27 protein-coding genes and 1 tRNA gene are annotated in these 26742 nt (G+C 59.9%); 26 read left to right on the top strand and 2 right to left on the bottom strand.

Features of this window, described 5'->3' with window-relative positions:
* Positions 1 to 70: 70 nt before the first annotated feature.
* From rplN to DKK74_RS06640, 16 genes are all read left to right on the top strand, one after another.
* A complete protein-coding gene (gene rplN / locus DKK74_RS06715; protein WP_015022349.1) occupies positions 71 to 439 on the top strand; it encodes a 50S ribosomal protein L14 in 369 nt (122 codons plus the stop codon).
* Position 440: 1 nt separating this feature from the next.
* Complete coding sequence (rplX, locus tag DKK74_RS06710) at positions 441 to 776, top strand: 50S ribosomal protein L24 (protein ID WP_110413374.1); 336 nt, start codon at positions 441 to 443, stop codon at positions 774 to 776.
* Positions 773 to 1345: a 50S ribosomal protein L5 gene (gene rplE / locus DKK74_RS06705; protein WP_110413373.1), complete on the top strand. Its 573-nt coding sequence runs from the start codon at positions 773 to 775 to the stop codon at positions 1343 to 1345. Before rplX ends, rplE begins: the two co-directional genes overlap by 4 nt.
* A 1-nt stretch (position 1346) precedes the next feature.
* Positions 1347 to 1532: a type Z 30S ribosomal protein S14 gene (locus DKK74_RS06700; protein ID WP_015022346.1), complete on the top strand. Its 186-nt coding sequence runs from the start codon at positions 1347 to 1349 to the stop codon at positions 1530 to 1532.
* A gap of 80 nt (positions 1533 to 1612) precedes the next feature.
* Positions 1613 to 2011: a 30S ribosomal protein S8 gene (gene rpsH / locus DKK74_RS06695; RefSeq protein ID WP_024626787.1), complete on the top strand. Its 399-nt coding sequence runs from the start codon at positions 1613 to 1615 to the stop codon at positions 2009 to 2011.
* Between the two features lie 16 nt (positions 2012 to 2027).
* The gene (gene rplF / locus DKK74_RS06690; protein ID WP_015022344.1) at positions 2028 to 2567 is read left to right on the top strand and encodes a 50S ribosomal protein L6; all 540 of its coding nucleotides are present in this window, start codon (positions 2028 to 2030) and stop codon (positions 2565 to 2567) included.
* 1 nt (position 2568) lies between these two features.
* A complete protein-coding gene (rplR, locus tag DKK74_RS06685; protein WP_110413372.1) occupies positions 2569 to 2940 on the top strand; it encodes a 50S ribosomal protein L18 in 372 nt (123 codons plus the stop codon).
* Positions 2937 to 3698 carry a 30S ribosomal protein S5 gene (gene rpsE / locus DKK74_RS06680; protein ID WP_024626785.1) on the top strand — a complete coding sequence of 254 codons (762 nt, stop codon included), beginning with the start codon at positions 2937 to 2939 and terminating at the stop codon, positions 3696 to 3698. The genes rplR and rpsE overlap by 4 nt, the downstream gene beginning before the upstream one ends.
* The gene (gene rpmD / locus DKK74_RS06675) at positions 3698 to 3883 is read left to right on the top strand and encodes a 50S ribosomal protein L30 (RefSeq protein ID WP_110413371.1); all 186 of its coding nucleotides are present in this window, start codon (positions 3698 to 3700) and stop codon (positions 3881 to 3883) included. The genes rpsE and rpmD overlap by 1 nt, the downstream gene beginning before the upstream one ends.
* 2 nt (positions 3884 to 3885) lie before the next feature.
* Positions 3886 to 4350, top strand: coding sequence for a 50S ribosomal protein L15 (gene rplO, locus DKK74_RS06670; RefSeq protein ID WP_110413370.1), 465 nt, complete (start codon positions 3886 to 3888; stop codon positions 4348 to 4350).
* Positions 4351 to 4535: 185 nt separating this feature from the next.
* Positions 4536 to 5864: a preprotein translocase subunit SecY gene (gene secY, locus DKK74_RS06665; protein WP_110413369.1), complete on the top strand. Its 1329-nt coding sequence runs from the start codon at positions 4536 to 4538 to the stop codon at positions 5862 to 5864.
* A gap of 246 nt (positions 5865 to 6110) precedes the next feature.
* Positions 6111 to 6683 (top strand): adenylate kinase, encoded by a 573-nt coding sequence (locus DKK74_RS06660; RefSeq protein WP_110413368.1) that lies wholly within the window; start codon positions 6111 to 6113, stop codon positions 6681 to 6683.
* Positions 6684 to 7003: 320 nt separating this feature from the next.
* Complete coding sequence (locus DKK74_RS06655) at positions 7004 to 8809, top strand: ABC transporter ATP-binding protein (protein ID WP_181414950.1); 1806 nt, start codon at positions 7004 to 7006, stop codon at positions 8807 to 8809.
* Entirely contained in the window at positions 8802 to 10814 is a 2013-nt protein-coding gene (locus tag DKK74_RS06650) for an ABC transporter ATP-binding protein (protein WP_110413366.1), read from the top strand. Before DKK74_RS06655 ends, DKK74_RS06650 begins: the two co-directional genes overlap by 8 nt.
* Positions 10815 to 11077: 263 nt before the next feature.
* Positions 11078 to 14443, top strand: coding sequence for a DUF5107 domain-containing protein (locus DKK74_RS06645; RefSeq protein ID WP_110413365.1), 3366 nt, complete (start codon positions 11078 to 11080; stop codon positions 14441 to 14443).
* The gene (locus DKK74_RS06640; RefSeq protein WP_110413364.1) at positions 14440 to 17118 is read left to right on the top strand and encodes a glycoside hydrolase family 2 TIM barrel-domain containing protein; all 2679 of its coding nucleotides are present in this window, start codon (positions 14440 to 14442) and stop codon (positions 17116 to 17118) included. The genes DKK74_RS06645 and DKK74_RS06640 overlap by 4 nt, the downstream gene beginning before the upstream one ends.
* A gap of 88 nt (positions 17119 to 17206) precedes the next feature.
* Here DKK74_RS06640 and gdhA read toward each other — a convergent pair whose 3' ends face one another.
* Positions 17207 to 18553, bottom strand: coding sequence for an NADP-specific glutamate dehydrogenase (gene gdhA / locus DKK74_RS06635; protein WP_110413363.1), 1347 nt, complete (start codon positions 18551 to 18553; stop codon positions 17207 to 17209).
* A gap of 385 nt (positions 18554 to 18938) precedes the next feature.
* On the opposite strand from gdhA, the gene DKK74_RS06630 reads away from it, so the two are divergent.
* The 9 genes from DKK74_RS06630 (at position 18939) to DKK74_RS06590 (ending at position 24015) form a co-directional block, all read left to right on the top strand.
* Entirely contained in the window at positions 18939 to 19400 is a 462-nt protein-coding gene (locus DKK74_RS06630) for an Hsp20/alpha crystallin family protein (RefSeq protein ID WP_045935704.1), read from the top strand.
* Between the two features lie 184 nt (positions 19401 to 19584).
* Complete coding sequence (gene infA, locus DKK74_RS06625; RefSeq protein WP_015022331.1) at positions 19585 to 19803, top strand: translation initiation factor IF-1; 219 nt, start codon at positions 19585 to 19587, stop codon at positions 19801 to 19803.
* A gap of 25 nt (positions 19804 to 19828) precedes the next feature.
* Positions 19829 to 19942: a 50S ribosomal protein L36 gene (gene rpmJ / locus DKK74_RS06620; RefSeq protein WP_015022330.1), complete on the top strand. Its 114-nt coding sequence runs from the start codon at positions 19829 to 19831 to the stop codon at positions 19940 to 19942.
* A gap of 132 nt (positions 19943 to 20074) precedes the next feature.
* Complete coding sequence (rpsM, locus tag DKK74_RS06615; RefSeq protein WP_015022329.1) at positions 20075 to 20452, top strand: 30S ribosomal protein S13; 378 nt, start codon at positions 20075 to 20077, stop codon at positions 20450 to 20452.
* 86 nt (positions 20453 to 20538) lie between these two features.
* A complete protein-coding gene (gene rpsK, locus DKK74_RS06610; protein ID WP_015022328.1) occupies positions 20539 to 20937 on the top strand; it encodes a 30S ribosomal protein S11 in 399 nt (132 codons plus the stop codon).
* Between the two features lie 75 nt (positions 20938 to 21012).
* On the top strand, positions 21013 to 22008 hold the full coding sequence (locus tag DKK74_RS06605; protein WP_015022327.1) for a DNA-directed RNA polymerase subunit alpha: 996 nt from the start codon (positions 21013 to 21015) through the stop codon (positions 22006 to 22008).
* A 126-nt stretch (positions 22009 to 22134) separates the two neighbouring features.
* Positions 22135 to 22779, top strand: a complete 645-nt coding sequence (gene rplQ / locus DKK74_RS06600) for a 50S ribosomal protein L17 (RefSeq protein WP_110413362.1) — start codon at positions 22135 to 22137, stop codon at positions 22777 to 22779.
* A gap of 77 nt (positions 22780 to 22856) precedes the next feature.
* A complete protein-coding gene (locus tag DKK74_RS06595) occupies positions 22857 to 23819 on the top strand; it encodes a tRNA pseudouridine synthase A (protein WP_110413361.1) in 963 nt (320 codons plus the stop codon).
* A 110-nt stretch (positions 23820 to 23929) separates the two neighbouring features.
* Positions 23930 to 24015: transfer RNA gene (locus DKK74_RS06590), tRNA-Ser, on the top strand.
* A 578-nt stretch (positions 24016 to 24593) separates the two neighbouring features.
* On the opposite strand, the gene DKK74_RS06585 is transcribed toward DKK74_RS06590, so the two are convergent.
* On the bottom strand, positions 24594 to 25175 hold the full coding sequence (locus DKK74_RS06585) for a hypothetical protein (protein WP_181414949.1): 582 nt from the start codon (positions 25173 to 25175) through the stop codon (positions 24594 to 24596).
* Positions 25176 to 25546: 371 nt separating this feature from the next.
* On the opposite strand from DKK74_RS06585, the gene nusA reads away from it, so the two are divergent.
* Entirely contained in the window at positions 25547 to 26605 is a 1059-nt protein-coding gene (nusA, locus tag DKK74_RS06580; RefSeq protein WP_046323291.1) for a transcription termination factor NusA, read from the top strand.
* The last annotated feature ends 137 nt before the right edge of the window (positions 26606 to 26742 follow it).

Below are 26742 nucleotides of genomic sequence, written 5' to 3'. Positions count from 1 at the left end.
GCCAGGCTCCGCATTTCATCCCGCCTGGTGCGGGGTGTCTGCGGAGAACCAGCGCGGCTAAGGAGAATCAATGATTCAGCAGGAATCGCGGCTTCAGGTCGCCGACAACACGGGTGCCAAGGAGATCCTGGCCATCCGCGTGCTCGGCGGGTCGAAGCGACGCTATGCCGGCATTGGCGACGTGATCGTCGCCACCGTCAAGGATGCCATTCCCGGCGGGTCGGTCAAGAAGGGCGAGGTCGTCAAGGCGGTCGTCGTCCGTACGGTCAAGGAGCATCGTCGTCACGACGGCTCCTACATCAAGTTCGACGAGAACGCGGCGGTCATCCTCGGCACCGGTCGTGAGCCCCGCGGCACTCGTATCTTCGGACCGGTCGGTCGTGAGCTGCGCGACAAGCGCTTCATGAAGATCGTGTCCCTGGCACCGGAGGTGATCTGAAGTGGTAGCCAAGATCAAGACAGGCGACCAGGTCAAGGTCATCCGCGGCAAGGATCGCGGCAAGGAGGGCAAGGTTCTGCGGATTCTGCCCAACGACCGCCTGATCGTTGAGGGTATTCAGATCGTCAAGAAGCATGTGCGGGCCACACAGCGGGGTCAGGAGTCGGGCATCGTCCCGACCGAGGCGCCCATCCATCGCTCCAACGTGATGGTCATCGACCCGGAGACCAAGAAGCCGACCCGCATCGGCGTGAACATCAAGGAGGAGGCGCGTGATGGCAAGGTCAAGGTCGTGCGCACCCGCTTCGCCAAGAAGTCAGGCAAGGAGCTGTCATGAGCGATACCACCGTTGAAGCACCGGCAGTCCCTCGTTTGCTGCAGCAGTACCGCGAGGGCATCGTGCCCGAGCTGGAGAAGGAGTTCAAGTTCTCCAACCCCATGCAGGTGCCTAGGATCGAAAAGGTCGTGGTCTCCATGGGAGTGGGTGCCGCGGCACGAGACTCCAAGCTGATCGAGGGCGCGGTCAAGGACCTGACGGCCATCACCGGCCAGAAGCCCAAGATCACCAAGGCCAAGAAGTCCGTGGCGCAGTTCCACCTGCGTGAGGGACAGGCCATCGGCGCTTTCGCCACTCTGCGTGGCGTGCGCATGTGGGAGTTCCTGGATCGACTGCTGACCCTGGCTCTGCCCCGCATCCGCGACTTCCGCGGCATCAGCGACCGTCAGTTTGACGGCCAGGGCAACTACAACTTCGGTCTCACGGAGCAGTCCATGTTCCACGAGATCGATCCTGATCAGATCGATCACCAGCGTGGTATGGATATCACAGTGGTGACCTCCACCAAGAACGATCAGGAGGCCCGGGCGCTGCTCAAGCAGCTGGGCTTCCCCTTCAAGGAGAACTGATATGGCAAAAACCGCTCTGAGAAACAAGGCGGCACGCAAGCCGAAGTTCAAGGTGCGTGGCTACACGCGCTGCCAGGTCTGCGGTCGTCCTCATTCCGTCTATCGCAAGTTCGGCCTGTGCCGCATCTGCCTTCGTGAGAAGGCTCATCGCGGCGAGCTGCCGGGTGTGACGAAGTCCAGTTGGTAAAGATCGACGCTGAAGGTCCGCGGTCGCGGCAGATTGCTGCCCGGCGGCGGAAACCACGGCGAGGAAGGGCATAAGCCCACATGACAATGACAGATCCCATCGCAGACATGCTGACACGTCTGCGTAATGCGAGTGCGGCCAAGCATGAAACAGTCGACATGCCGTACTCCAAGTTCAAGGCGAACATCGCGCAGATTCTCAAGCGCGAAGGCTTTATCGCCGATTACCGCGCCAAGGAGGCGCGCGTCGGGCAGGATCTGGAGATCACGCTCAAGTACGGTCCCGATGGACGCCAGTCCATTCAGGGAATCAAGCGTGTCTCCAAGCCCGGTCTGCGCCGCTATGCCAAGTCGGATTCCCTGCCCATGCCCCTGGGCGGGCTGGGAATCGCCATCATCTCGACCAGCTCGGGACTGATGACACAGAAGGAATGCCTCGATAGGGGCATCGGCGGCGAAATCGTCGCCTATGTATGGTGAGAGAGGAGAGCTGAACATGGCATCGCATATTGGTAAGCTCCCCATCGCCGTTCCGGCAGGTGTGGAGGTGGCCTTCAAGGGCCAGGAATTCACCGCCAAGGGTCCCAAGGGCTCAGACGGGTACACGCTGCCCGAGGGCATCACCGGCAAAGTCGAGGGCAATGAGATTATCATGACCCCTGCCGACGAGGACCGCACAACCAAGGCCAAGCATGGCCTGAGCCGCTCCATTGTGGCATCCATGGTCGAGGGCGTCTCCAAGGGCTACAGCAAGCACCTGCAGATCGTCGGCACCGGTTACCGCGTGGTCGCCAAGGGTAAGTCCCTGGAGTTCTCGCTGGGCTACTCGCATACCATCACTGTCGACCCCCCGGAGGGCATCACCTTCGAGACGCCGAACGCCAACGAGGTGGTCGTCTCCGGCATCGACAAGCAGGCTGTCGGCCAGGCTGCGGCCAACATCCGCGCCCTGCGTGCTCCCGAGCCTTACAAGGGCAAGGGCATCAAGTACGCCGACGAGCACATCCTGCGCAAGGCTGGAAAGGCTGGTAAGTGATATGACGGTCTCGATACAAGGCAAAGGCAAGAAGATCGCCCGTCTGCGCCGCCATGCCCGTCTGCGCAAGCACGTCTCCGGCACGGCAGAGCGTCCCCGTCTGGTGGTCACACGGACCAACCGCAACATGATCGCCCAGATCGTCGACGACACCAGGGGCGTCACTCTGGTCAGCGAGTCGACCATGGCTTCGGACTACGGCTCCTTTAAGGGCACCAAGACCGAGGCCGCCCATAAGGTGGGCGAGCAGATTGCGGCCAAGGCCAAGAAGGCCGGCATCACCACCGTGGTCTTCGACCGTGGTGGCAACAAGTACCACGGAAGGGTCGCAGCGGTTGCGGAAGGCGCCCGTGAGGGAGGTTTGGCACTGTGAGCGACAACGAAACGACAAAGGAAACAACCCAGGTGACTGAAGATTCCACAAACGCTCAGTCCAGCCAGGGTGGCAGAAGGGACCGGAACGACCGGAACGATGATCGCCGCGGCGGTCGTCGTGGCGGCTCCCGTGACGGCCGCAGGGATGGCCGTCGTGGCCGTCGCGACCGCGACGAGCGTGACGACATGCTTGATAGGGTCGTGACCATCAACCGAGTGTCCAAGGTTCACAAGGGCGGCCGAACCTTCAGCTTCGCGGCTCTGGTGGTCGTAGGCGACGGCAAGGGCACCGTGGGTGTTGGCTACGGCAAGTCCCGTGAGGTCCCCGCAGCTATCTCCAAGGGTCAGCTGGACGCCAAGAAGCACATGTTCACTGTTCCCCGCATCCGCGGCACCGTCACCCACCCGGTGATTGGCCACGATGCGGCCGGCACTGTTCTTCTACGGCCTGCCGCACCAGGCACCGGCGTCATCGCCGGTGGTCCGGTCCGCGCAGTCCTGGAGTGCGCCGGCATCACCGACATTCTGAGTAAGTCCATGGGGTCGGCAACCGCCGTCAACATGGTGCGTGCCACTGTGGCTGCTTTGAAGCAGCTGGAGGAGCCCGAGGAGATCGCCGCACGTCGCGGTCTGCCCCTGGAGGAGGTCGCCCCTGACTCCCTCCTGCGTGCACGTGCCGCCGGCATCGCCGACGAGCGCAAGGAGCGCGAAGAGGCTAAGGCCAAGGCTGACGAGCAGTCGAAGGCAGGTGAGTGATGACCAATCAGATCAAGATCACACTGGTCAAGGGCGTGGCTCATGCCACGGACCGCCAGAAGGAGAACGTCAGGTCTCTGGGCCTTCACAAGATCGGCCAGTCAGTCCTGCGTGAGGACACCCCCGTCTACCGGGGGATGGCCGACAAGGTCCGCCACCTGGTGAACGTAGAGGAGGCAGACTGATTATGGCCAGCGAGAAGCAAGAGCCTACCATCCTGCAGATGCATGACCTGCGTCCTGCTCCGGGTGCCAAGCGCGACCGCATCCGTGTGGGTCGTGGCGAGGGGTCCAAGGGCAAGACCTCCGGTCGTGGCACCAAGGGCACCAAGGCACGCTACCAGGTCCGTCCGGGCTTTGAAGGCGGCCAGCTGCCCCTGTACATGCGGTTGCCCAAGCTGCGTGGGTTCAGGAGCCCCTTCAAGAAGGAGTACCAGGTGGTCAACCTGGGTGCTCTGGAAGGGCTCTTCCCCAATGGCGGCGAGGTCACTGTCGAAGATCTAGTCAACAAGGGAGCGGTCCGTAAGGGCCACCCCGTCAAGGTCTTGGGTGATGGCGATGTCAAGGCTGCTTTCACCCTCAAGGGTGTAAAGGCCTCGACCTCGGCCAAAAGCAAGATAGAAGCCGCAGGCGGGACCGTCTCTGAGGACTGACACTCATAGGGGACAGACCGCAAGGCAGATGATTCCGGCCCTCCCCGCTCCAAGCGGGCGAGGGCCGGAATTCGTTTCCGGCCAGGTTGCCGTCGTGATTTGACGGAGCCATCGGTTAAGCTGGTCGGAGCAAGAAGGTGCGATGCACCGGGACCAACGCGCGGGCGCGTAGGGAGGGAACTTAGGTGAGGACGTTAATCCAGGCCTTCAAGACCAAGGAGTTGAGGAAGAAAATCCTCTTTGTTCTTGGTATCATCATCATCTATCGCATCGGGTCATTCATACCTACTCCAGGTGTGGATTATCCTGCCGTGCAGAAGTGCATCACCACAGCCGGCAATGAGGACTTCATCGGCCTGGTCAACTTGTTCTCGGGCGGGGCTCTGCTGCAGCTGTCCATCTTCGCACTAGGTATCATGCCCTACATCACCGCATCCATCGTGGTGCAGCTGCTGCGTGTGGTCATTCCGCGCTTTGAGGCCCTGCATAAGGAGGGCCAGTCTGGCGAGGCTAAGCTGACCGAGTACACCAGGTATCTGACCATTGGCCTCGCGGTGCTGCAGTCCACGACTATTCTGGTCACGGCCCGCAACGGTGCGCTCTTCAACGGGGCATGCCAGCAGCAGGTCATTCCTGACAGTTCGGTCTGGAACCTGGTGGTCATGGTCCTGATCATGACCGGCGGCACGGGCCTGATCATGTGGATGGCCGAGCTGATTACCGACAAGGGCATTGGCAATGGCATGTCCGTCCTGATTTTCATCTCCATCTGCTCTGGCTTCCTGCCTCAGCTCTGGAATATCGGCTGGGGCACCAACGGCAAGAACGGCGACTGGGTCAAGTTTGGCATCGTTGTGACTGTCTTGGTGGTCATTCTGATACTTGTGGACTATGTTGAGCTGGCTCAGCGCCGGATACCCGTCCAGTACACACGCCGGATGATCGGCCGCAAGATGTACGGCGGATCCTCAACTTATCTGCCGCTCAAGATCAATATGTCAGGCGTGATTCCCCCCATCTTCGCCTCCTCCATTCTGGCTATTCCAACCCTCATCGCCCAGTTCGGCAAGCCTGAACAGAGCTGGGTCAAGTGGATCGATGCCAACATGGCCAACACCACCTCAGTGTGGTACATCGTGCTCTACTCGGTCATGATCGTCTTCTTCTGCTTCTTCTACACTTCCATCACCTTCAACCCCGATGAGACGGCCGACAACATGAAGGAGTACGGCGGTTTCATCCCCGGCATCAGGGCCGGACGGGCCACCAGCCGGTACCTGTCATACGTGATGAATCGGCTGAATACAGTCGGCGCCATCTATCTGCTTTTCGTGGCACTGATACCCACAGTGCTAATTATGTTGCTGAAGATTAATTCCAAGTTGCCCTTCGGCGGCACCACCATCCTGATTATCGCCGGCGTCGGCTTGGACACTCTGCGTCAGGCAAGGGCTCAGACCGAGCAGTTCCAATACACAGGCTTCCTGCTGGAGGGTGACCACAAGGAAGGCTGACCCTAATTTAGGCATCTACAAGTGGTGTCAGACTAAAATAGTGAAGGTCCGGCCCTGGCCCTTGGTGGCAAGGGGCCGGATTCTTTTTGTGTCTGGAAGACAGTTTGCATGGGTTTAGTGAGTGGAACCTGTATTGGGTCGGGTAACCGCTAGCATACGTAAATGAGGGTTCTGCGCGGCAAAGATAGCTAAAACCGGCCGGGACCGGAGAGTCAAGAATATCGAACATCGAGCAAAGGATAGGGAATGGCACAGCGACTGTTGATCATGGGACCTCAAGGTGTTGGCAAGGGCACGCAAGCGGCTTTGCTCAGCAAGCATTACGGGATTCCGGCCATCTCCACCGGCGACATTTTCCGCTACAATCTGAAGAACGGAACCGAGCTGGGCAAGCAGGCCAAGGCCTACACCGACAAGGGTGAGCTGGTTCCAGATGAGCTGACCAATAAGATCGTCAAAGACCGTCTCGGCATTGACGATGCCGCCCAGGGCTGGATTTTGGACGGCTACCCACGTTCGGCTTCCCAGGTCGAGGCGCTGGACAAGATGCTCAAAGAGCTGGGCACTCCGCTGACTGCCGTGGTGGCCTTGGACGCCGACCATGACGTGCTCATGCAGCGCATCGCCAAGCGGGCCAAGGAAGAGGGGCGAGCAGACGATACCCCTGAGGCCATCGCCAAGCGTTTGGATATCTATGCCAAGGAGACTGCCCCTCTGCTGAATACCTATAAGTCCCGTGGCCTTCTGGTCGAAGTGGACGGCCAGGGTGAGGTCGACCAGATTTCCAAGGAGATTATCGCGCAGCTGGACAAGCGCTAATTCATAGCCTGTCAGGCGAGAGACTTGTCGCCGTTTCAATCAACTGCTGAGATAATGAGCAAGACCAAGAATGCCTTGTTCAGAACCGCTTGTAGGACTAACTAAAGCATAGAAGCTGCATGACCGCAAAGGGCGTGACAGCTTCTTTTTGTGGAGGGCGGAAATTTCCGCGCGTTCGCCAAGCACTGGCGGACAGGATGATAGCCTAGGTGCATCCATGCTCTCTTGCGAGGGGTAATGCGTGTCGGTGATTGGCCGCAAAAGACATAGAAACCAATACGGAAACAGAAGAGGTCCACTTGAAGGGGTCTACGGCATTAGTGGTCAGATCGGATAAAAAGGAACCAACACGTCCGAAGCACACCATCCGAACCATTCTGCGCTCGCTGCTCGAATACCGGAAGGCCAGTTTTCTGGCTCCGGCCTTCGTGTTTCTTGAGAGCGTCCTTGAGATTGTGATTCCGACCATCATGGCCTCCCTGATTGACCAGGGGGTTTCGGGGAGGTCCATGCCGGCCATTTTCAAGTTCGGGCTGATATTGCTGGCCTGCTCGGCAGTCTCCCTGTTCTCTGGGTTCATGTCCGGGCGGTACGCGGCCATTGCCTCTTCCGGCCTGGCCAAGAATGTCCGCAGCGACCTCTTCGCCAAGGTGCAGTCCTTCAGCTTTACCAACATCGACCGCTTCTCAACCGGATCCATCATCACCAGGCTGACCACCGACGTGACCAATTTGCAGAACGCTTATCAGATGGTCATCAGGGTCGGGGTCAGGGCGCCGATCATGGTCATCGTGGCCTGGCTCTTTTCTTATAAGATCTCCAGGCCCATATCCCTGGTCTTCCTGATCGCCATCCCCATCCTGGGCTTCGGGCTGATCGGTCTGTCCCTGCTGGTGCACCCCATCTTCGAGCGGGTCTTCCACACCTACGACCACCTCAACAACGTGGTGGACGAGAACCTTCAGGGCATCAGAGTGGTCAAATCCTACAACCGGGAGGACTACGAGGAGCGCAAATTCAACGGCATTTCTTTGGCCATCTACCGGGCCTTCTGCAAGGCCGAGAGGATCATGAGCCTGAACCCGGCGCTGTTGAATTTCTGTATCTACGCCTCTCTGCTGGTCATATCCTGGATGGGCGCCTCCCAGATCGTGGCATCCGGGAACAATGCAGCCTTGGGGCTGACTACGGGCGATTTGACTGCCTTGGTCACCTATGCCATCCAAATCATGATGGCCATGAACATGGTCTCCATGATCGTGGTCATGGTCGTCATCTCCCAGGCCTCGGCGGAGCGCATTTGCCAGGTGCTGGACGAAGTCAGCACCGTGCACGATCCCGCCAAGCCGGTTATGAAGGTGGCCGATGGCTCCATAAGCTTCCAGGATGTGACCTTCCGCTACTCGGATCGGTCCGAACGTCCCGTTCTGAGCCATATCAATCTGGACGTTCCCTCGGGCTCGACCCTGGGCATCGTGGGCGGGACCGGCTCCTCCAAATCCAGCCTGGTCCAGCTCATACCCCGTCTCTACGACGTGACCGAGGGGTCCCTCCAGGTGGGCGGGGTGGATGTGCGCCAGTACGACCTGACCGTCCTGCGCGACCAGGTGGCCATGGTGCTTCAGAAGAATGTCCTCTTCACCGGGACCATCGCCGAGAACCTGCGCTGGGGCAATCCTGATGCTTCGGACGAAGAGCTGGTGCGCGCCTGCACTTTGGCCCAGGCTGACAGTTTCGTGCGGGAGTTTCCCGATGGGTATCAGACCTACCTGGACGAGGGCGGCACCAACCTCTCTGGCGGCCAGCGACAGCGTTTGTGCATAGCACGGGCCCTTCTGAAGAAACCTGACATCCTGATTCTGGATGACTCAACCAGCGCCGTGGACACCAAGACCGACCAGCTGATCCGCCGGGCCTTCAGCCAGGAGATTCCCGACACCACCAAGATCATCATCTCCCAGCGTCTGGCCTCTGTGGAGGACGCTGACATGATCGTGGTCCTGGAAGAGGGCAGGATTCTCGACAAGGGCACCCACCAGGAGCTCCTGCGAACATGTCAGGAGTACCGATCCATCTACGAATCACAGACCAGGAACCAAAGCGAGGAGGACAAGGACCATGAGTGACGGATCATTCAAGGACCGCAAGCCTCGCTTGGACAAGGCCGCGCCGGGGACGACCCGTCGCATCTTTAGCTACTTGCTGGCTTACCGCTGGCAGCTGGCGGTGATCGTAGTCTGCATCATCATCAGCGCCGGGGCCCAAGCCGCATCGGCCTTCTTCCTTCAGCCACTGATCGACCACTACATCCTGCCGCTGGTCGGGGCCGCCAACCCTGACTGGGGACCGCTGATGAGGACCCTGATCCTGATGGGCTGCCTCTATGCAGTGGGGACTTTCTGCTCCTGGTTCTGGAACTGGCTGATTGTCAAGGTGGAGCAGGGCACATTGAAAACCATCCGCGACCAGATGTTCGCCCACCAGCAGGAGCTGCCCATCGGCTTCTTCGACACCCATGAGCACGGCGACACCATGAGCCGCTACACCAACGATACGGATACCCTCCGCCAGGCCATCTCCCAGTCCTTCCCGCAGATGGTCTCCTCGGTGCTGTCCGCCCTGGCAGCCCTGATCTCCATGCTCTGGCTTTCCATTCCCTTCACCGTCCTGACCCTGGTCTTCGCGGCGGTCCTGATTGTGGTGGTCCGGGTTCTGGTTACCCGAAGCGGCCGTTACTTCGTTCATCAGCAGCGTTATCTGGGCCAGGTGAACGCCTTCGTTGAAGAGGCTGTCAACGGACAGAAGGTCATCAAGGTCTTCAACCACGAGGATGCTACTGCCAAGGTCTTCGAGGAGAGGAACGAGGAGCTCTTCCACGCCTCGGCCCAGGCCAACACCTACGGCAACGTCACCATGCCGGTCGTGGGCAACATGGGCTACCTGCTCTATGTCATACTGGCCATCGTCGGCGGGCTGGCAGGCATCGCGGGCATGGGCAATGTAGGACTGACAGGGGCAGGGCCGTTGACCCTGGGAACCATCGTCTCCCTCCTGACCCTCTCCCGCTCCTTCATCAACCCCATCGGCCAGGTCTCCATGCAGTTCAACATGGTCATGATGGCCCTGGCCGGCGCCTCGCGGATCTTCGACCTGATGGACCAACCTGTTGAATCAGACCAGGGTACGGTCAGATTGGTCAGCGTCGAACTGGCTTCGGACGGCCGGACCATGACCCCCGTCGACCACGAAACAGGGCACTGGGCCTGGAAGCGCGAGGCCGATGACGATGGCAGGCGCTCGCTGGAGGCCGCCATGAAGCTTCCCGGCGACGCCCGAGATGTGGCCCTGAAGGCCAAGGATCAGGCAATCACCTCTCCTGATGGGCGATACACCCTCCTCCAAGGGGATGTGCGATTCACCGACGTCAGTTTCGGCTATGACCCGAGCAAGCCTGTCCTGCACGACATCACCTGGTTCGCCAAGCCCGGGCAGAAGGTTGCTCTGGTTGGCGCCACTGGTGCTGGCAAGACCACGATCACCAACCTGATCAACCGCTTCTACGACATCCAGCAGGGGCAGATTCTCTATGACGGGATCGATGTGAGGAACATCCGTAAGCCTGACCTCCGCCGCTCCCTGGGCATCGTCCTTCAGGATGTCAACCTCTTCACCGGCACCGTCCTTGACAACATCCGCTACGGGCGCTTGGATGCCACGGACCAGGAGTGCATCGAAGCTGCCAGGATGACCAACGCCGACAGCTTCATCCGCATGCTTCCACAGGGTTACCAGACCGTTCTTGAGGGGGATGGAAGCGGACTGTCCCAGGGTCAGCGCCAGCTGATCTCCATTGCCAGGGCGGCTGTGGCGGATCCCCCGGCTATGATCCTGGACGAAGCTACTTCCTCAATCGATACCAGGACCGAGGAGGTGGTCCAGCAGGGCATGGATGCATTGATGCGTGGCCGGACGGTCTTTGTCATCGCCCATAGGCTCTCCACGGTCCGCAACTCCGATGTGATCATGGTCTTGGACCACGGACGAATTATCGAGCGCGGCAATCACGATGAGCTGATAGCCAGGCACGGCGAGTACTACCAGCTCTACACCGGAGCCTTGGAACTGGAGTAGGGCTCTCCAGGATTGCAGAAAGGCATGATCAGGCATTAAGCGAACGCCAGTGTAGGGGGTCGGTCCGTGATGGGCCGATCCCCTACATGTATATGCATTCGGCCATTTTCTGCAATCGTCCCGAGTTCAACAAGTGCTGGTCAGCCATACTGTTTAGTAGCAATTTTTTAATATTTTCAAACAATTTATGCAGTTCCGAGGGCCGATTCCGACTATAGACTGAGAGCAAATATATACAGTTTTGCTGAGCAGACAAGGGGCTGATGACCATGGGCGTCACAGTGAAAGTCACAGAGCTTACTATTCCAACCTACGGGATCGGAAAACCGGACAAGAATCCGCAATTTATCGAAAATCGAGTCTATCAGGGCTCTTCGGGACGGGTCTATCCTTACCCGGTCATCGAGACCATCTCGGATGAATGCAAGGATCAGGACTACAAGGCGGTCATCCTGGAGAATGAATACCTGGAGGTGACCGTCTTGCCTGAGCTGGGCGGACGCATTCAGTATGCTCGGGACAAGACCAACGACTATGACTTCGTCTACCGCAACCGGGTCATCAAGCCTGCTCTGGTAGGCCTGACCGGCCCTTGGATCTCCGGGGGCATCGAGTTCAACTGGCCGCAGCACCACCGGCCCAGTACCTTCCTTCCGGTGGACTGTACGCTGAAGGATCTGCCGGACGGTGGCAAGGCGGTGGTCTGCCATGATACCGACCGCATATACGGCACCCAGGTCACCACCACCATCGCCCTGCATCCCGGGGTCAGCGTCATCGAAATCTCGGCCCGGCTCTACAACGGCACGCCCCTGCCTCAATCCTTCCTCTGGTGGGCCAACCCGGCCGTGGCGGTCAACGAGCACACCAGGACCGTCATGCCGCCCGATGTCACCGCAGTCATGGACCACGGCAAGCGCGACGTCTCCCGCTATCCCATCGCCACGGGAACCTACTACAAGCACGACTATTCCCAGGGAGTGGATATCAGCCGCTACAAGAACGTGCCGGTGCCCACTTCCTATATGGCTGCCCATTCGGACTATGACTTCGTCGGCGGCTACGATTTTTCCCGGCAAGCGGGCATTCTGCATGTGGCTGACCATCACATCTCCCCGGGCAAGAAGCAGTGGACCTGGGGCTGCGGGGACTTCGGCCACGCCTGGGATCGCAATCTGACCGATGCCGACGGCCCCTACGTGGAGCTGATGACCGGGGTCTTCACCGACAACCAGCCTGACTTCACCTGGCTCAAGCCCTACGAGGGCAAGGCCTTCACCCAGTACTTCATGCCCTACAAACAGGTTGGGCTGGTCAAGAACGCCAGCGTGGATGCGGCCCTCAACCTGGAAGTTGGCCCCGAGCTGACCTTCGGAGCCGCTGGCGAGCATGAGGGGATTGAGGCCCAGGGGCTGAAGGCCGGGCAAGGGCGAGTCACCGTCTATGCCACACGGGTTCAAAAGGATGCGCGCGTCCAGGTCGCTGCCGATGACGGATCCGTCCTTTACCAGTGGCAGGGCACACTTGGACCCGACAATCAAGTCAGGGCCGAATTCGAGACAGGCAATCGTCCGGCCACTGCATTGACAGCTCGAGTGGAGGACGCTCAAGGACGGCTCCTGGTCAGCTATCGTCCGCAGCCACCCGCCGGAGGCAAGATTCCCGAGCCGGCGCAGGCCGCCGATCAGCCGGAGCGTATCGCCACCAACGAGGAGCTGCTGCTGACCGGACTGCACCTGGAACAGTACCGCCATGCCACCTACCGGCCTGATCCTTACTACCTGGAGGGGCTTAAGCGTGACCCCGGTGATGCGCGCATCAACAACGCCTATGGTCGACTTCTGCTTCGACGCGGCGACTTCGCCGGAGCCGAGCAGCACTTCCGCGCCGCCATCAAGCGGCTGACCTGGCGCAACAGCCAGCCTTATGATTCCGAGGCCCATTACAATCTGGGTCTCGCTTTGAACTATCAAGGACGAACGGATGAGGCCTATGATGCCTTTTACAAGGCCACCTGGGATGATGCCCAAAAGGAAGGGGCCTTCTTCTGCCTGTCCTGCATCGCTGCATGTCGCGGCCAGTTGGAGCAGGCATTGGACTTCGTCCAGCGCTCTTTGACCCGCAACACCGACAATATTCGGGCTCGCGGGCTCAAGGCCTATCTGCTGCGTCGGCTGGGCAGGCAGGATCAGGCGGACCAAGTGGTCCGCGAAAACCTGGCCCTGGATCGGTTCGACTTCGTATCCGGATACGAGCGCGTCTTGGCAGGCGGTGATCCGGACGAACTATCCAGACTGATGCGCGGGGATTACCTCAACCTCCTGCGAGCGGCCCGTGGCTACGCGGCATTCGGCGCCTATGAGGAGGCGCTGCAACTGCTGGGCCAGGCCGATCAGCATCAGCCCATGGTCCGTTATTACCAAGGCTGGTACCTGCACCTGCTGGGTCGGAAAGATCAGGCCCTTGAAGCCTTTCAGGCAGCTGAGGCGGCGCCTTCGGACTACTGCTTCCCCAATTCCCTGGATGATATCGCCCCGCTGCGGATGGCCATGGACACGGTCGATGGTCCCAAGGCTGCATATTATCTGGGATGCCTCTACTACGACAAGTCTCTGACGGACCGGGCCATCAAGCTTTGGGAGCATTCCCGGCAACTGGACCCCGACTTCGCCACTGTTCACCGCAACTTGGCCATTGCCTACGGCAACAAGCGACACGATTGGCAGGCCGCCGACCAGGAAATCGAGACCGCCTGGCGGTTGGATTCTGAAGATGCCCGGGTCTTTCTGGAGCGGGATCAGCTTCATAGGCTGATGGGCTGGAGCTTTGCCCGTCGACTGACGGAATTTGAAAAGCATCCGGAGGTTGTGGCCCGCAGGGACGATCTCTATATCGAATACCTAAGTCTGCTCAACCAGACCGGTAGCTACGAACGGGCCTATCAGCTCATGAGCAGTCGGCGCTTCCATCCTTGGGAGGGCGGCGAGGGCAAAATCACCGCCCAATACCGAATCTCGCTGAAGCTAATGGCCAAGGATGCCATGGCGGCCCAGGACTGGGACCGTGCTGCGGACCTGCTGGAGCGAGCCATGACCTATCCGGAGAACCTGGGCGAAGGCAAACTGGAAGGCCAGAAGGACAACGATCTTCACTACTATCTGGGGCTGGCCAGACGAGCAGCAGGTGACAAGGAAGCTGCGGATCAGGAGTTCCGTCTGGCCTGCCTGGGCTCCGGGCAGGTGGGGGAGTCGCTCTATTACAACGACCAGCCTGCTGAGATGGTCCTTTTCCAGGGGCTGGCCCACCAGGCTCTTGGCGAGCAGGGTCCGGCCAACGCCTGCTACTACCGGCTGCTGGACTTTGGCGAGCAGCATTTGGACGATCATGTGGAGAAGGACTACTTCGCAGTCTCCCTTCCCGACTTCCTGACTTTTGATGCGGACTATACCCGTATGAACCGGGTTCATTGCCTCTACCTGATGGCACTGGCACGCATCGGCATAGGGCAGATCGACCAGGCTCGGGAGTGCCTGAAGCAGGTGCTGGAACTGGATGCCGGCCATATTCAGGCCGGGTTGTTCACTGATGAATTGGACCACAGGGCAATTCTCACCGGGAGGAAAGCATGATCAAGGTTGCATTGACTGGAGCCTGGCAGGTTCAGTCCCCATCTGAGCTGCAGGGAACCGTCCTGTTGCCGGGCACGCTGGACACCAACGGACTCGGACACGATGATCAGGAGCTGTCTGCTGACTATGGCAGCGGCAAGACCGGCCCCATCGGCTCTCGGCTGACCAGGCGGCACACCTTTGAGGGGACGGTCAGGCTGTCCCGACAGATTAGATGGTCTCCACAGCCGGGGCGGAGGGTCTTCTTCGAGGTGGAGCGCGCTCGCCGCCTGGAGGTCAGGGTGGGAGAACGCCTGGTTGAGCCCTATCATCCTCAGACCTTGAATACGCCGCATGTCTTCGAGCTGACCGGACTGCTAACGGGCGATGACCTGCTGCAAGTGGATTCCGATAACGCCTACCAGGGTATGCCTCATGACGCCATCGTGGATTCCTCGACCGCCACTGACCACACCCAGACCAACTGGAACGGGCTTCTGGGAAACATTAGCCTGCGTGTGGAGGAGGACACCTTTGTAGATAGCGTTCGTGCCTATCCCCATGGCGATGCGCTGACGGTAGAAGCTGATGTGGATTCGGGACAAGGATTCCATGGTCGCTTGCGGATCTCTTCCGATGCGCTGGCCCAGCCTCTGGAGGTCGCTGTAGACCTGGAATCTGGGCGGCGAACACTGACCTGGCCCGATCTGCCGCTTGATGTCCATGCGGATCGTTGGGACGAATACCAGGGCTGTCTGCACGGCATAACAGTTGAACTTCTGGCGCCAGACGGATCCAGGGTGCTCTCGCGGGTAAGTACGGACTTCGGCATCCGCGACTTCGCAGCTGATGAGCAGGGGAGACTGGCTCTGAACGGCAGGGCCTTCTTCCTGCGGGGCGAGGCCAATTGCGCTGAATTTCCGCAGACCGGCTTCCCGCCCATGGACGTGGGCTCTTGGATTCGTATTTTGGAGGCCTACCGGTCATACGGAGTAAATATGGTCCGCTTCCATTCACACTGCCCGCCCGAAGCAGCCTTCATCGCGGCGGACCGGATGGGGATGATGATGCAGCCCGAGCTCTCCCACTGGGACCACCAACACGCCTTCCAGGAGGATGAAAGTTACCGCTACTATCGCACCGAACTGGAGCAGACGCTGCTCTTCCTGGCCAACCACCCCTCCTTTGTCATGCTCACCCTGGGCAATGAGCTGTCTGCGGATGTGACCGGCCACCAGCGCATGGCTCAGCTGGTCGAGGATGCCCGGAGCATTGACGACACCCGGCTCTATGCCAATTCCTCCAACCCCCACTATGGTCAGCTGGGCAGTGACAACTGCAATGAGGTCTACACCTCAGAGTCCTACAAGGGCCATGACCTGCGCTGCTGCTTCGCAAACATGCGCGGGTCCACCAACGCGGTTCATCCGGGCACTGCCCACAATTTCGAGGACTCCGTGCGGGCAGTCCGCGAAGAGTGCTCAGTGCCGGTCTATGGCTTCGAGGTCGGCCAGTATGAAGTGCTGCCAGATTTCCGAGAGATTGAAGAATTCACCGGGGTCACCCGTCCTGACAATTACGCAATGATTCGTGACAGGGTCCATGAATCGGGCCTGGATCAGAGCACTTGGCTGGACTGGGTGGCCGCTACAGGAGAACTGTCGCGGATCTGCTACCGGGAGGAGGTGGAGTCCGTGCTGCGGACCCCCTCCATGTCGGGACTTTCGCTGCTGGGTCTGCAGGACTTTCCCGGACAGGGCACGGCTCTGGTGGGCATGATGGATGCCCATCTGCACCCCAAGCGGTTTCCCTTCGCCCGTCCTGAACGCTTCCGGTCCTTCTTTACCGACCAGTTGCCGCTGGCAGTCATGGATCGCTATGCCTATACCAGCCAGGAGAAGCTCTCAGGGACGGTCAAAGTGGCCAACTACGGCCGACGCACGCTGCAGGGTGATCTTCGGCTGCGGTTGCAGGGCCAGGGGGTTGATCTGGAGCGTGTCTTCCGTCAGGTCGCCTGTCCGGTGGGCAAGCTGACCGATCTTGGAGCCTTCGAACTGCCTCTGGACGGCGTTGAAGGCAACCAACGCTGCCGTCTGAGTTTGGAGATCGACGGCGTGACCAATGTCTATCCGGTCTGGGTCTACCGGGACAGCAAGCCTGAACGGCCAGGCGGTCTGTACGAGGCCAGGAGGTTTGACCAACAGGCGCGTCGGGTCCTGGACCAGGGAGGCACAGTCTATCTGAGTCCTGACTCCACGGCCAAGTCCCTGCCCAGATCCGTTCAGGCCCATTTCTCCACGGACTTCTGGTCAGTGGGGACATTCAAGGACCAGAGCGGCACCATGGGGCAGTTCATTCAAGCCGACCACCCTGTTTTTGCCGATTTTCCGACCGACTGGCATACTGACTGGCAGTGGTGGCCCATGGCCACCCAGCGGGCCATCATCCTGCCTGATCGCTACCAATCCATCATCACTGAGATGGACAGCTACGCTTACTTGCGACCTATGACACAGCTGCTGGAATGCCGCTGCGGTAAGGGCCGGCTTCTGCTCTCCTCCATGGGCCTGCAGAATCTGACTGAATATCCGGAGGCTCGGGCCCTTCAGACCAGCATCTATCGGTATCTTGGCTCCAAGGACTTCAACCCGCGTCAGAGGATTGATCCCGAGGTCATCGACCAGCTGGTCGCCTGAGTCCTGCTGTCCGCTAAAGCACAATAAGAGGGGTCCGACCTGCAATTTCAGCGGGTCGAACCCCTTATTGCGCTATCTAGAGCCTATCTCAGAGGATGCCCTGGGCCACCATGGCATCGGCCACCTTGGTGAAGCCGGCCACATTGGCGCCCAGCATCAGGTCGCCCTCATGACCATATTCCTTGGAAGCCTGGTAGGACTTTTGGAAGATTCCAGTCATAATGTCCTTGAGCCGCTGGTCCACCTCGTCGAAGGTCCACTGCAGGCGCAGCGAGTTCTGGCTCATCTCCAGACCGGAGACTGCCACGCCGCCGGCATTGGCGGCCTTGGCAGGCCCGTAGAGCACCTTGTTATCCTGATAGACCTGGATGGCTTCCGGGGTGGATGGCATGTTGGCGCCCTCGCAGACCACGGTGCATCCATTGGCGACCAGGGTCTTTGCGGATTCTTCGTCGATCTCGTTCTGTGTGGCGCTGGGCAGGGCGATGTCGCAGGGCACAGTCCAAACGCCCTTGCAGCCCTCGTGGTACTCAGCGGAGTCCACGCGGTCCGCATACTCGCGAATTCGGCCGCGGTGACCCAGCTTGATGTCCTTGACGACCTCGAGGTCGATCCCGTTGGGATCGTAGACGTATCCGTTGGAATCGGATGCCGTCACCACCTTGGCGCCCAACTGCTGGGCCTTTTCGGTGGCGAAGATGGCCACGTTGCCCGAACCGGAGATGACGACGGTCTTGCCCTGGAAGGAATCCTTGCGCAGCGTCTGCAGGGCTTCCTGGGTGTAGTAGCACAGGCCGTATCCCGTGGCCTCGGTCCTGGCCAGGGAGCCGCCGAAGGTCAGGTCCTTGCCGGTCAGCACGCCCGAGTACTCGTCGCGTATTCTCTTGTACTGGCCGAACAGGTAGCCGATCTCGCGCGATCCCACGTTGATGTCGCCGGCCGGCACATCGGTGAATTGCCCGATGTGGCGCTGCAGCTCGGTCATGAAGGCCTGGCAGAAACGCATGACCTCGGCATCCGAACGGCCCTTGGGGTCGAAGTCGGATCCGCCCTTGGCGCCGCCCATGGGCAGCCCGGTCAGCGAATTCTTCAGAATCTGTTCGAAGCCCAGGAACTTGATGACCGACTCGGTCACGGTCGGGTGGAAGCGCAGGCCGCCCTTGTATGGGCCGATGGCCGAATTGAATTGGATCCGGTAGCCGCGGTTGACCTGGACATGGCCCTGGTCATCGGTCCAGGCCACGCGGAACTTGACCGCACGCTCGGGCTCGACCAGGCGCTCCAGAACGCCGTTGGCCTCATACTCGGGATGCCGCTCCACCACGGGCTCCAGGCTGGAGAAAACTTCACGCACAGCCTGCAGGAATTCCGGCTGGTCGCCGTCGCGCTTCTCAACCTGCTGGTAGACGCGCTTGATGTATTCGTTGGTGAGCATCTGAGCTCCTTTGACTAGGAATGGCCGGTCCGTCCGGTCCACACACGATTGGGTCCGCCCTCAAGAGCCTACGGGGGCTGGCGGAATCTTATCCTATGGTAAATGCCTCAAAGTTACGTCACAAGAATTTTGGCCCGTAATGTCTGACATGTGGTCGTTCAAGGCCCGAAGAATGAGAGAGCAAGGATGAGCAATCAAGGCTGCTAGCGAAAGTTGAGTCTCTATGACTCAACTTTTTATTCCTTGGGTGAACATCGGGCATGGAACCCCCAGCCCGCGGTTTGGACAAAGTGAAGGGCAGGGAGCCCGGGAGGACAGGTCAGGATGTCCGCCTGAGATTCCGGTCTGCGAAAACTATTGACTTACAGAATCAGGAGATGCGATTATGGCTATGTTTCCCGCATTGATGAACAATTCGATCTTCGGCGACTTCTTCGATGATCCCTTCTTCAACAACTGGCGTGACGGGCGTCGGCAGGGTCAGGGCGCCAAGAACGCGCTGAACAGCCCCCTGATGAACACGGATGTACGTGAGAAGGATGGACAGTACCAGCTCTCCATCGACATGCCCGGCTTCGACAAGAAGGACATCGGTCTGCGTCTGGAGGATGGCTACCTGATTGTCTCCGCCCAGAAGAACAGTGACCAGGGCGACAAGGATGACCAGGGCCGGTGGATTCGGCGTGAGCGCTACACCGGGTCCTGCTCCCGCAGCTTCTATGTAGGTGACAAGGTCCGCCAGGAGGACATTCATGCCCACTATGCCAACGGCACCCTGGAGGTGACCCTGCCCAAGACCAGCATCGAGCCGGCTGACAACACGCAGAACATCGCCATCGAGGACTGAGGGATTCAGGTCCCTATCGGACCGCCTGCACGACTGCTATACTGATTGAGCGACAGCCGTTCAGACGGTCCTTTTGTCGTGTCAACACGCTATTGCCCAATTTTGGGTCCATTAATGCTATACTTACCATTTGGCGTGTCTTTCGGCGCGCTGTGTAACCGGCCGAGGATCGGATAGAAGGCTTATGGCAAAAGATGGTGTGATCGAGGTGGAAGGGCGTGTGGTCGAGGCCCTCCCGAATGCGATGTTCCGCGTCGAGCTCGAGAACAAGCACCTGGTGCTGGCCACCATTTCCGGCAAGATGCGCAAGAACTACATCCGCATTCTGCCCCAGGATCGGGTGGTGCTCGAAATGAGTCCCTACGATCTGAACCGCGGACGGATTACGTACCGGTACAAGTAACAAGGTACACAAGCAAAGGAAAACCATGAAGGTCAGCCCTAGTGTGAAGAGAATCTGCGAGAACTGCCGCGTGATTCGTCGTCACGGCCGCGTCATGGTGATCTGCAAAAACCCACGCCACAAGCAGCGCCAGGGCTGAGCGGATTCCCAGCGGCAACGAACACCAAAGGCGCTGAGTCACAGCCAACAGGCTGAACCCCGGGTGCGCAGGCCCGGGCCGGGAGACCGGAAGACTCGGTGCACGACCTGCGTAGAGCAAAAAGGAATCGCAATGGCACGTCTTGCCGGAGTCGACATCCCCAACGAGAAGCGCATAGAGATAGCCCTCACCTACATCTTCGGTGTGGGGCGTACTCGCGCCAAGGAAACACTTGCCGCGACCGGAGTGAATCCGGACACCCGCGTCAAGGATCTCACGGACGAGCAGCTCATTACGCTGCGTGATTACCTCGAGGGAAACTACAAGATCGAGGGTGATCTGCGTCGTGAGATCGACGCCGATATTCGCCGTAAGATCCAGATCAATTGCTATCAGGGCCAGCGCCACCGCCGGGGCCTGCCCGTGCGCGGCCAGCGGACCAAGACCAACGCCCGCACCCGCAAGGGACCCAAGCGCACCGTCGCCGGAAAGAAGAAGGCGACCAAGTAAGGCCGAATGCGAAGCGGGGATAAGGGTCCCCGATAGTTCGCACAGCAATCAGTTATTCGTTATTCGTGACAAGGAAACGAGGATCAATGGCAGCAGCAAAGCAGGCCGCGCGCAAGCCTCGTCGTCGGGATCGCAAGTCGGTTCCGGTCGGGCAGGCGCATATCAAGTCAACATTTAACAACACCATCATCTCCATCACCGATCCTTCCGGTGCTGTAGTGGCCTGGGCTTCGGGCGGCGATGTAGGCTTCAAGGGCTCCCGCAAGTCCACCCCCTACGCAGCGGGCATGGCTGCCGAATCCGCCGCCCGCAAGGCCATGGAGCATGGGGTCAAGAAGGTGGATGTCTTCGTCAAGGGCCCGGGTTCGGGCCGTGAGACCGCCATCCGCTCCCTGCAGTCCGCAGGCCTGGAGGTCGGTTCCATCTCCGATGTGACCCCACAGGCACACAATGGCGTTCGTCCTCCCAAGCGCCGTCGCGTCTGAGCACTAGAAAACCCATGAATCCACCCGCGAAGACCGGTGAGTGCACCACCGGTCGGAGCTGAAAGGATAGCAACAGTGCTTATTGCACAGCGTCCGACTCTTACTGAAGAAGTCGTCAATGCCCAGCGCTCCCGTTTCACCATCGAGCCCTTGGAGCCCGGATTCGGGTACACCCTGGGCAACTCCCTGCGTCGTACCCTGCTGAGCTCCATACCTGGTGCGGCTGTGACCTCGGTCCGCATCTCGGGTGCCCTGCACGAGTTCACCACGCTGCCAGGTGTGGAGGAGGACGTCACTGAGATCCTGCTCAACATCAAAGGCATCGTGCTGACCAGCGAGTACGACGAGCCCGTGGTCATGTATTTGCGCAAGAGCGGCAAGGGCGAGGCCACCGCCGGAGATATTACTCCGCCGGCCGGCGTCACCGTGGCCAATCCTGATCTGCATATCGCGACCCTTGCCGAGGATGGCGAGCTGGAGATCGAGTTTACGGTGGAGCGTGGGCGTGGATACGTCCAGGCCCAGCTCAACAAGCAGGACAACGATGAGATCGGCCGCATCCCGGTCGATTCCATCTACTCTCCTGTGCTCAAGGTCAGCTACAAGGTCGAGGCCACCCGTGTCGAGCAGCGCACGGATTTCGACAAGCTGATCCTGGACGTGGAGACCAAGCCCGCCATCTCGCCGCGTGACGCGGTGGCGTCCGCCGGGTCGACCCTGGTCGAGCTCTTCGGCCTCTGCCGCGAGCTCAACACCCAGGCCGAGGGCGTGGAAGTCGGACCCGAGCCTGTGGTGGAAGAGGCGGATCCGCAGATGTCCGTGCCGATTGAGGACCTGAACCTGACGCAGCGTTCCTACAACTGCCTCAAGCGCGAAGGAATCCATACCATCGGCGAGCTGGTTTCGCATACCGAGCAGGATCTGCTGGACATCCGCAACTTCGGCATGAAGTCCATCGACGAGGTCAAGGAGAAGCTTGAGGGCATGGGGCTGTCGCTGAAGGCCTCCCCGCTGGGCTTCGACACTAATAATCTCGAGGGAGGCACCTTCTTCTCGCCTGACGACGAGTGAGGGATTGCAACCTTCGTATGAGCGGGCGAGGGGGAAGGGTTCCGTCGCCTGCTGACAGAAATTCCGGGAAGTCGGATGTTCGGGCGTATGCCCACCTGTCCTCCCGGGCCGTAAGGAGATAATCCAATGCCAAAACCTAGCAAGGGCCCACGTCTGGCCTCCAGCCCGGCGCACGAGCGGTTGATGCTGGCAAACATGGCCACCAGCCTCTTCGCCAACGGCCGTATCACGACCACCCTGCCCAAGGCCAAGCGCCTGCGTCCGCTGGCTGAGCGGCTGATCACCTTCGCAAAGCGCGGGGATCTGCCTGCCCGCCGCCGCGTCATGCGCGTCATCCGCGACAAGTCTGTGGTCCACATCTTGTTCACGCAGATCGCTGAGCAAATGCAGCAGCGTGAGGGTGGCTACACACGAATCACCAAGATAGCGCCCCGCCGTGGAGACAACTCCCCGCAGGCCGTGATCGAGCTGGTCACCGAGCCTCTGTCCGCCAAGAAGGCCGTGGTCAAGGAGGCTGAGTCCGCAGCCAAGGTGGCCGCCAAGGACGACAACGCCGAGGTGGCTGCCGCCACTGATGCTGCCGTCGCCGAAGGCGCAGCCAAGGATGCTGTCGACCAGGCCGTCGAAGCCAACGAGTCCGATCAGGACGTGGCACAGGCCGACCAGGCTGCAGAGGATCTGGAGCAGACCGCTGACAAGGCGGATCAGGCAGCAGCCCAGGCTGAGGAAGACGCCGACGTGGCTGAGGATGCCGAGAAGGCCGCTGAGTAATCGGTCTTTATTCTGATGACGGGGTCGGGGAGCATGGCTCTCCGGCCCCGTTTGTCATTGGTGCCAGGGAGGTCTCGATGGAGCATCAGGAAAAGAACATGTCCCTTGTCAGGCTGCGCATGGATCTGGCTTACGACGGCGGCGGCTTCCACGGTTGGGCCCGGCAGCCTGGGCTTCGCACGGTCCAAGGCTGCATCGAGCATGCCCTGTCTCTGATAACTGGGGCCCGCAAATCAGATGGCGAGGTTTCCCATAGTCAAGTCGTCTGGGAACCAAGGCTGGTCGTGGCTGGCAGGACCGACACTGGGGTCCACGCATCTCATCAGGTGGCGCACCTGGACATTCCTGAAGTTGTGCTCGAGGCCTGCAGGGGACATATGGGGGTTGATGGTGTTTTGGCCCTGGAACGCCGTCTCCGCCACCTGTTGCCTGCTGACATCGTGCTGCTAGGGCTCCGAGCTGCTCCCATGGGTTTCGATGCCCGCTTCTCTGCCTTGGAACGCACTTACCTGTATCGGGTCAGCCAGGGGGGTCGGCCGGGGGATCCACGCATGCGGGGTTATGTGCTGGACCTGGAGGGGAGCCTGGATCTGGAAGCTATGAACGAGGCTGCAGTGGAGTGCATCGGTTTGCATGACTTCGGATCTTTCGCCAGGCCGAACCCTGGGGGCACGACCATCCGCAAGGTCAAGGCAGCACACTGGGACCTGGTTCCGACTGTGAATCTGTTCGGTGTTGCCCCGGAGCAGAGTGCCGTCGGATACCTTCCGCCTTTCATGGAGTCCGGGCTGACCGTCTTCCGGATCGTAGCCGATGCATTTGCCCATAACATGGTCCGCTCGTTGGTCGCGGCCTGCATTCAGGTGGGCCTGGGGCGCCGGTCCGTGCAATGGTTTGCCGACAAGATCGCCCACCCCTTGCGTGAAGGTTCCACTGGTCCCATAGCTGCTCGGGGCCTGACCCTGGAGCAAGTAGCCTACCCGCCTGATGACCAGCTTGCTGAACGAGCGCAGGCCATCCGTGCCCGCCGTACACTATGACGCACCGGGCTGTTTTGTAGCGACCGTTGACTGCGCCACGCCGTTTGCCAGGTAGGGACTCTGTGGCATAATAGAAAAGTTGTTGTTCGGCAGTGTCGGGCAACGACCATGGTTGAGTGTCCGAGCGGTCTAAGGAGCACGCCTCGAAAGCGTGTGAGGGCAACTCCCTCCGCGAGTTCGAATCTCGCCTCAACCGCCCCCATTGGCCCTGACCCGACGGTCGGGGCTTTTTGGTATGTAAATACTGTTGCCGCATTCCCAAGTTGCAGTGGCTAACCCGTGGAGTCGAGTTTCGTTATTGTTGCTGATATGCAGTCCACGGAAGATTGGTTTTGCATGATAACTGAGCATGGCAACAGATGGATTGGCTGATTTTCAGCCGGAATTGGTCTTCCTTGTGCCCGCTTTGGTTATCCGGGCTGACATGGCCCTGATTCTTGATCTTAGGCAAATAAAAGACCGTCCAATGCAGAAGGCGATGCGATGGTCAACACCGGGTCGCCTCCTACATTGCACGGGTTCATACCCCCCGCGTTCCTATGGAATGCTCCTATGGAACACGTTCTATAATATCACTGTCTGAACCGATGTCGCCACCGCAAAGTTTCGTGAAATCTGTAGATAAGTACTAATTGATTCGTTTGCTTGATGATCTTTGATCGCGATTGGTCAGGTTTTGGTCATGCATGGGCAGGGATTGCCTGCATATACGAATGCGGAAACTTATGAGTGAACGATCGGCGGAACCGGCAGGTCGATGGTCCGCCGTTGCCGTCAATGCTTTGGTGTCTGCAACAGGGCTGACGATGTGGCAGGGTAACCGAGGTTCATGGCCATGGACAAGTGGGCTACAACCATGTCGATCAGGGCAGATGTGGCCTCTTGGTGGCTTTTCGCGTTCTTGCTGACATCAGTTCGTATGGTGCCTGCGGAGCCGTTCAGTTTTCTCCCCACGGCCAGAAGGGACCGGGCCGTATCCATTTCAATCAGGGCAGGAGTAGGAGTCTGTATTCCGTTGGCAGGGTCGGTGGACTCGTCGGGGTGCGCCAGCAGATCAGTGGTGGGATAGACTCCCTGCCTGGGATCGTGCTTGGAGTGACCGGCCAGAATCTGGGCGGCTGCAGTGTGCGCATCGGCTAGGGTCAGCATCCATGCGGCATCGGTCTTGCGGGCCGCGAGGACCGAGAGTTCGAATCCGGAACGGTCTTCGCCTGTGATGGCCTGATCGGCCAATTCGACGGGCAGCGCCTTGGCCAGCGGATCCAACCGCTGTGCAGCCTGGACCAATCTGAGTGTAGCCGTTTGACGATTGGTCTGCCCGCCCTGGGAGGCCGTCAAAGCCTGGGCTGCGTGCACTGTGGCTTCATCCAGCCTGGCAGGGCATTCGCGGGCCGCTTGGGTCCAGGCCTGGGCTCGGTTGTCTGACTGATGCTTGTGAAGCTGTTCCGACTGCCGGGCTCGCGTCCATGCCTGTTCGCAGGCAGTGGGGCGGAGATTATCGGGATCGTGCTGACTGACATGCACCGCTGAAGGTGCGCATCCTGATAGGGTGACAGCCACCAGAAGTACTGCGATGCCGGTCCTCGTCCGTCGTGCTAGAATCGACGGCCGATGACTCGCCCACCCGTGGTATTCAAGAACCGGCAGTGTCTGCATGAAAGGCTAGAATAGTAGGCATTGCAGACTAAAAGAAGCGCAGTCTGAATAACTTCATAGGAGGTCTTGACATGGAACTGGACCTGGCTGAAATTCATCAGCTGGCACACGAACAAGGGATTGATGCCGAGACCTTGGATCAAGCACTGAGCGAGGCCCTTCTTCTGGCCTACCAGAAGTCGCCTCACGCAGCCAAACACGCACGGGTGGAGCTTGACGAACGTGCGGGGACTTTCACCATCTGGGCACAGGATGAGATCGCTCGAGAACCCACGCCTGAAGAGCCTGAACCGGGATACGACCTGGGTGAGGAATACGACGACACACCAAAGGACTTCGATCGGCTGGCGGCCTCCACCGCCCGCCAGGTTATCCGCCAGCTCTTCCGTGAGGCCGATGATGAGCGAGTCTTCGGAGCTTTCTCGGGTCAGAAGGGTCACCTGATCACCGGAATCGTGCAGCAGGATGCCAGTGACCCCGGCAATGTGCATGTGGCCGTGGATAATGTCGAGGCCATTCTGCCCCGCCGCGAGCAGGTGCCTGGAGAGCATTACCGGCATGGCCAGCGGATCCGTGTCTACGTGGTCAATGTCTCCCGTGGGCTCAAGGGGCCGGAAATCATCGTGTCGCGTTCCCATCCGGAGCTGGTTCGCCGTCTCTTTGAGCGGGAGGTGCCTGAGCTGGTTTCCGGTGCAGTCTCCATCATGGCCATCGCCCGTGAGGCCGGGGCCAGAACCAAGATTGCGGTCCGGGCCAACAGCAAGGGGGTCAATCCCAAGGGTGCCCTGATCGGCCCTGGCGGTGCTCGCGTTCGTGCCGTCATGGAGAATCTGGGCCCTGAGAAGATCGACATTGTGGACTGGTCCAAGGATCCAGCTGAATTCGTGGCTGCGGCCCTGTCTCCAGCTGTGGTCCGCCAAGTGCAGATCGTCAGCGAGTCCAACCGTACCGCCATTGCCTTCATCAAGGATGCCCAGCTTTCTCTGGCCATCGGCAAAGAGGGCCAGAACGCCCGTCTGGCTGCCAAGCTAACGGGCTGGAAGATCGGCATCGAGTCCGAGGAGACCCACCAGCAAAAATTGCGTGAGCTGCAGGCGCAATCCCCTTCGGCTGCTGGTGAAGACGCATGAGAGCAAACATCCGAGGACGCGAGTATGCTGGACCCGGTATCCCGAGTCCGGTGGTTCATGCCGTCGGCCCCGGCACAGAGACGAGGTAACACGATCATGGTCGCACGATGAGACAGGATATGTTCGCCGTCATGAAA

Source organism: Bifidobacterium asteroides (genome assembly GCF_003202755.1).
In the GTDB taxonomy this organism is placed as follows: Bacteria; Actinomycetota; Actinomycetes; order Actinomycetales; family Bifidobacteriaceae; genus Bombiscardovia; species Bombiscardovia asteroides_F.
The sequence above is the reverse complement of the archived record's forward strand: the minus strand, read 5'-3'. Positions and strand labels throughout refer to the sequence as shown.

Bases quoted from the DNA above. Each gene is read 5' to 3' on its own strand.
- rplN (WP_015022349.1), top strand. From the start codon at position 71: ATGATTCAGCAGGAATCGCGGCTTCAGGTCGCCGACAACACGGGTGCC.
- rplE (WP_110413373.1), top strand. From the start codon at position 773: ATGAGCGATACCACCGTTGAAGCACCGGCAGTCCCTCGTTTGCTGCAG.
- DKK74_RS06700 (WP_015022346.1), top strand. From the start codon at position 1,347: ATGGCAAAAACCGCTCTGAGAAACAAGGCGGCACGCAAGCCGAAGTTC.
- rpsH (WP_024626787.1), top strand. From the start codon at position 1,613: ATGACAATGACAGATCCCATCGCAGACATGCTGACACGTCTGCGTAAT.
- rplF (WP_015022344.1), top strand. From the start codon at position 2,028: ATGGCATCGCATATTGGTAAGCTCCCCATCGCCGTTCCGGCAGGTGTG.
- rplR (WP_110413372.1), top strand. From the start codon at position 2,569: ATGACGGTCTCGATACAAGGCAAAGGCAAGAAGATCGCCCGTCTGCGC.
- rpmD (WP_110413371.1), top strand. From the start codon at position 3,698: ATGACCAATCAGATCAAGATCACACTGGTCAAGGGCGTGGCTCATGCC.
- rplO (WP_110413370.1), top strand. From the start codon at position 3,886: ATGGCCAGCGAGAAGCAAGAGCCTACCATCCTGCAGATGCATGACCTG.
- DKK74_RS06660 (WP_110413368.1), top strand. From the start codon at position 6,111: ATGGCACAGCGACTGTTGATCATGGGACCTCAAGGTGTTGGCAAGGGC.
- DKK74_RS06650 (WP_110413366.1), top strand. From the start codon at position 8,802: ATGAGTGACGGATCATTCAAGGACCGCAAGCCTCGCTTGGACAAGGCC.
- DKK74_RS06645 (WP_110413365.1), top strand. From the start codon at position 11,078: ATGACCATGGGCGTCACAGTGAAAGTCACAGAGCTTACTATTCCAACC.
- DKK74_RS06640 (WP_110413364.1), top strand. From the start codon at position 14,440: ATGATCAAGGTTGCATTGACTGGAGCCTGGCAGGTTCAGTCCCCATCT.
- gdhA (WP_110413363.1), bottom strand. From the start codon at position 18,553: ATGCTCACCAACGAATACATCAAGCGCGTCTACCAGCAGGTTGAGAAG.
- DKK74_RS06630 (WP_045935704.1), top strand. From the start codon at position 18,939: ATGGCTATGTTTCCCGCATTGATGAACAATTCGATCTTCGGCGACTTC.
- infA (WP_015022331.1), top strand. From the start codon at position 19,585: ATGGCAAAAGATGGTGTGATCGAGGTGGAAGGGCGTGTGGTCGAGGCC.
- rpmJ (WP_015022330.1), top strand. From the start codon at position 19,829: ATGAAGGTCAGCCCTAGTGTGAAGAGAATCTGCGAGAACTGCCGCGTG.
- rpsM (WP_015022329.1), top strand. From the start codon at position 20,075: ATGGCACGTCTTGCCGGAGTCGACATCCCCAACGAGAAGCGCATAGAG.
- rpsK (WP_015022328.1), top strand. From the start codon at position 20,539: ATGGCAGCAGCAAAGCAGGCCGCGCGCAAGCCTCGTCGTCGGGATCGC.
- rplQ (WP_110413362.1), top strand. From the start codon at position 22,135: ATGCCAAAACCTAGCAAGGGCCCACGTCTGGCCTCCAGCCCGGCGCAC.
- DKK74_RS06595 (WP_110413361.1), top strand. From the start codon at position 22,857: ATGGAGCATCAGGAAAAGAACATGTCCCTTGTCAGGCTGCGCATGGAT.
- nusA (WP_046323291.1), top strand. From the start codon at position 25,547: ATGGAACTGGACCTGGCTGAAATTCATCAGCTGGCACACGAACAAGGG.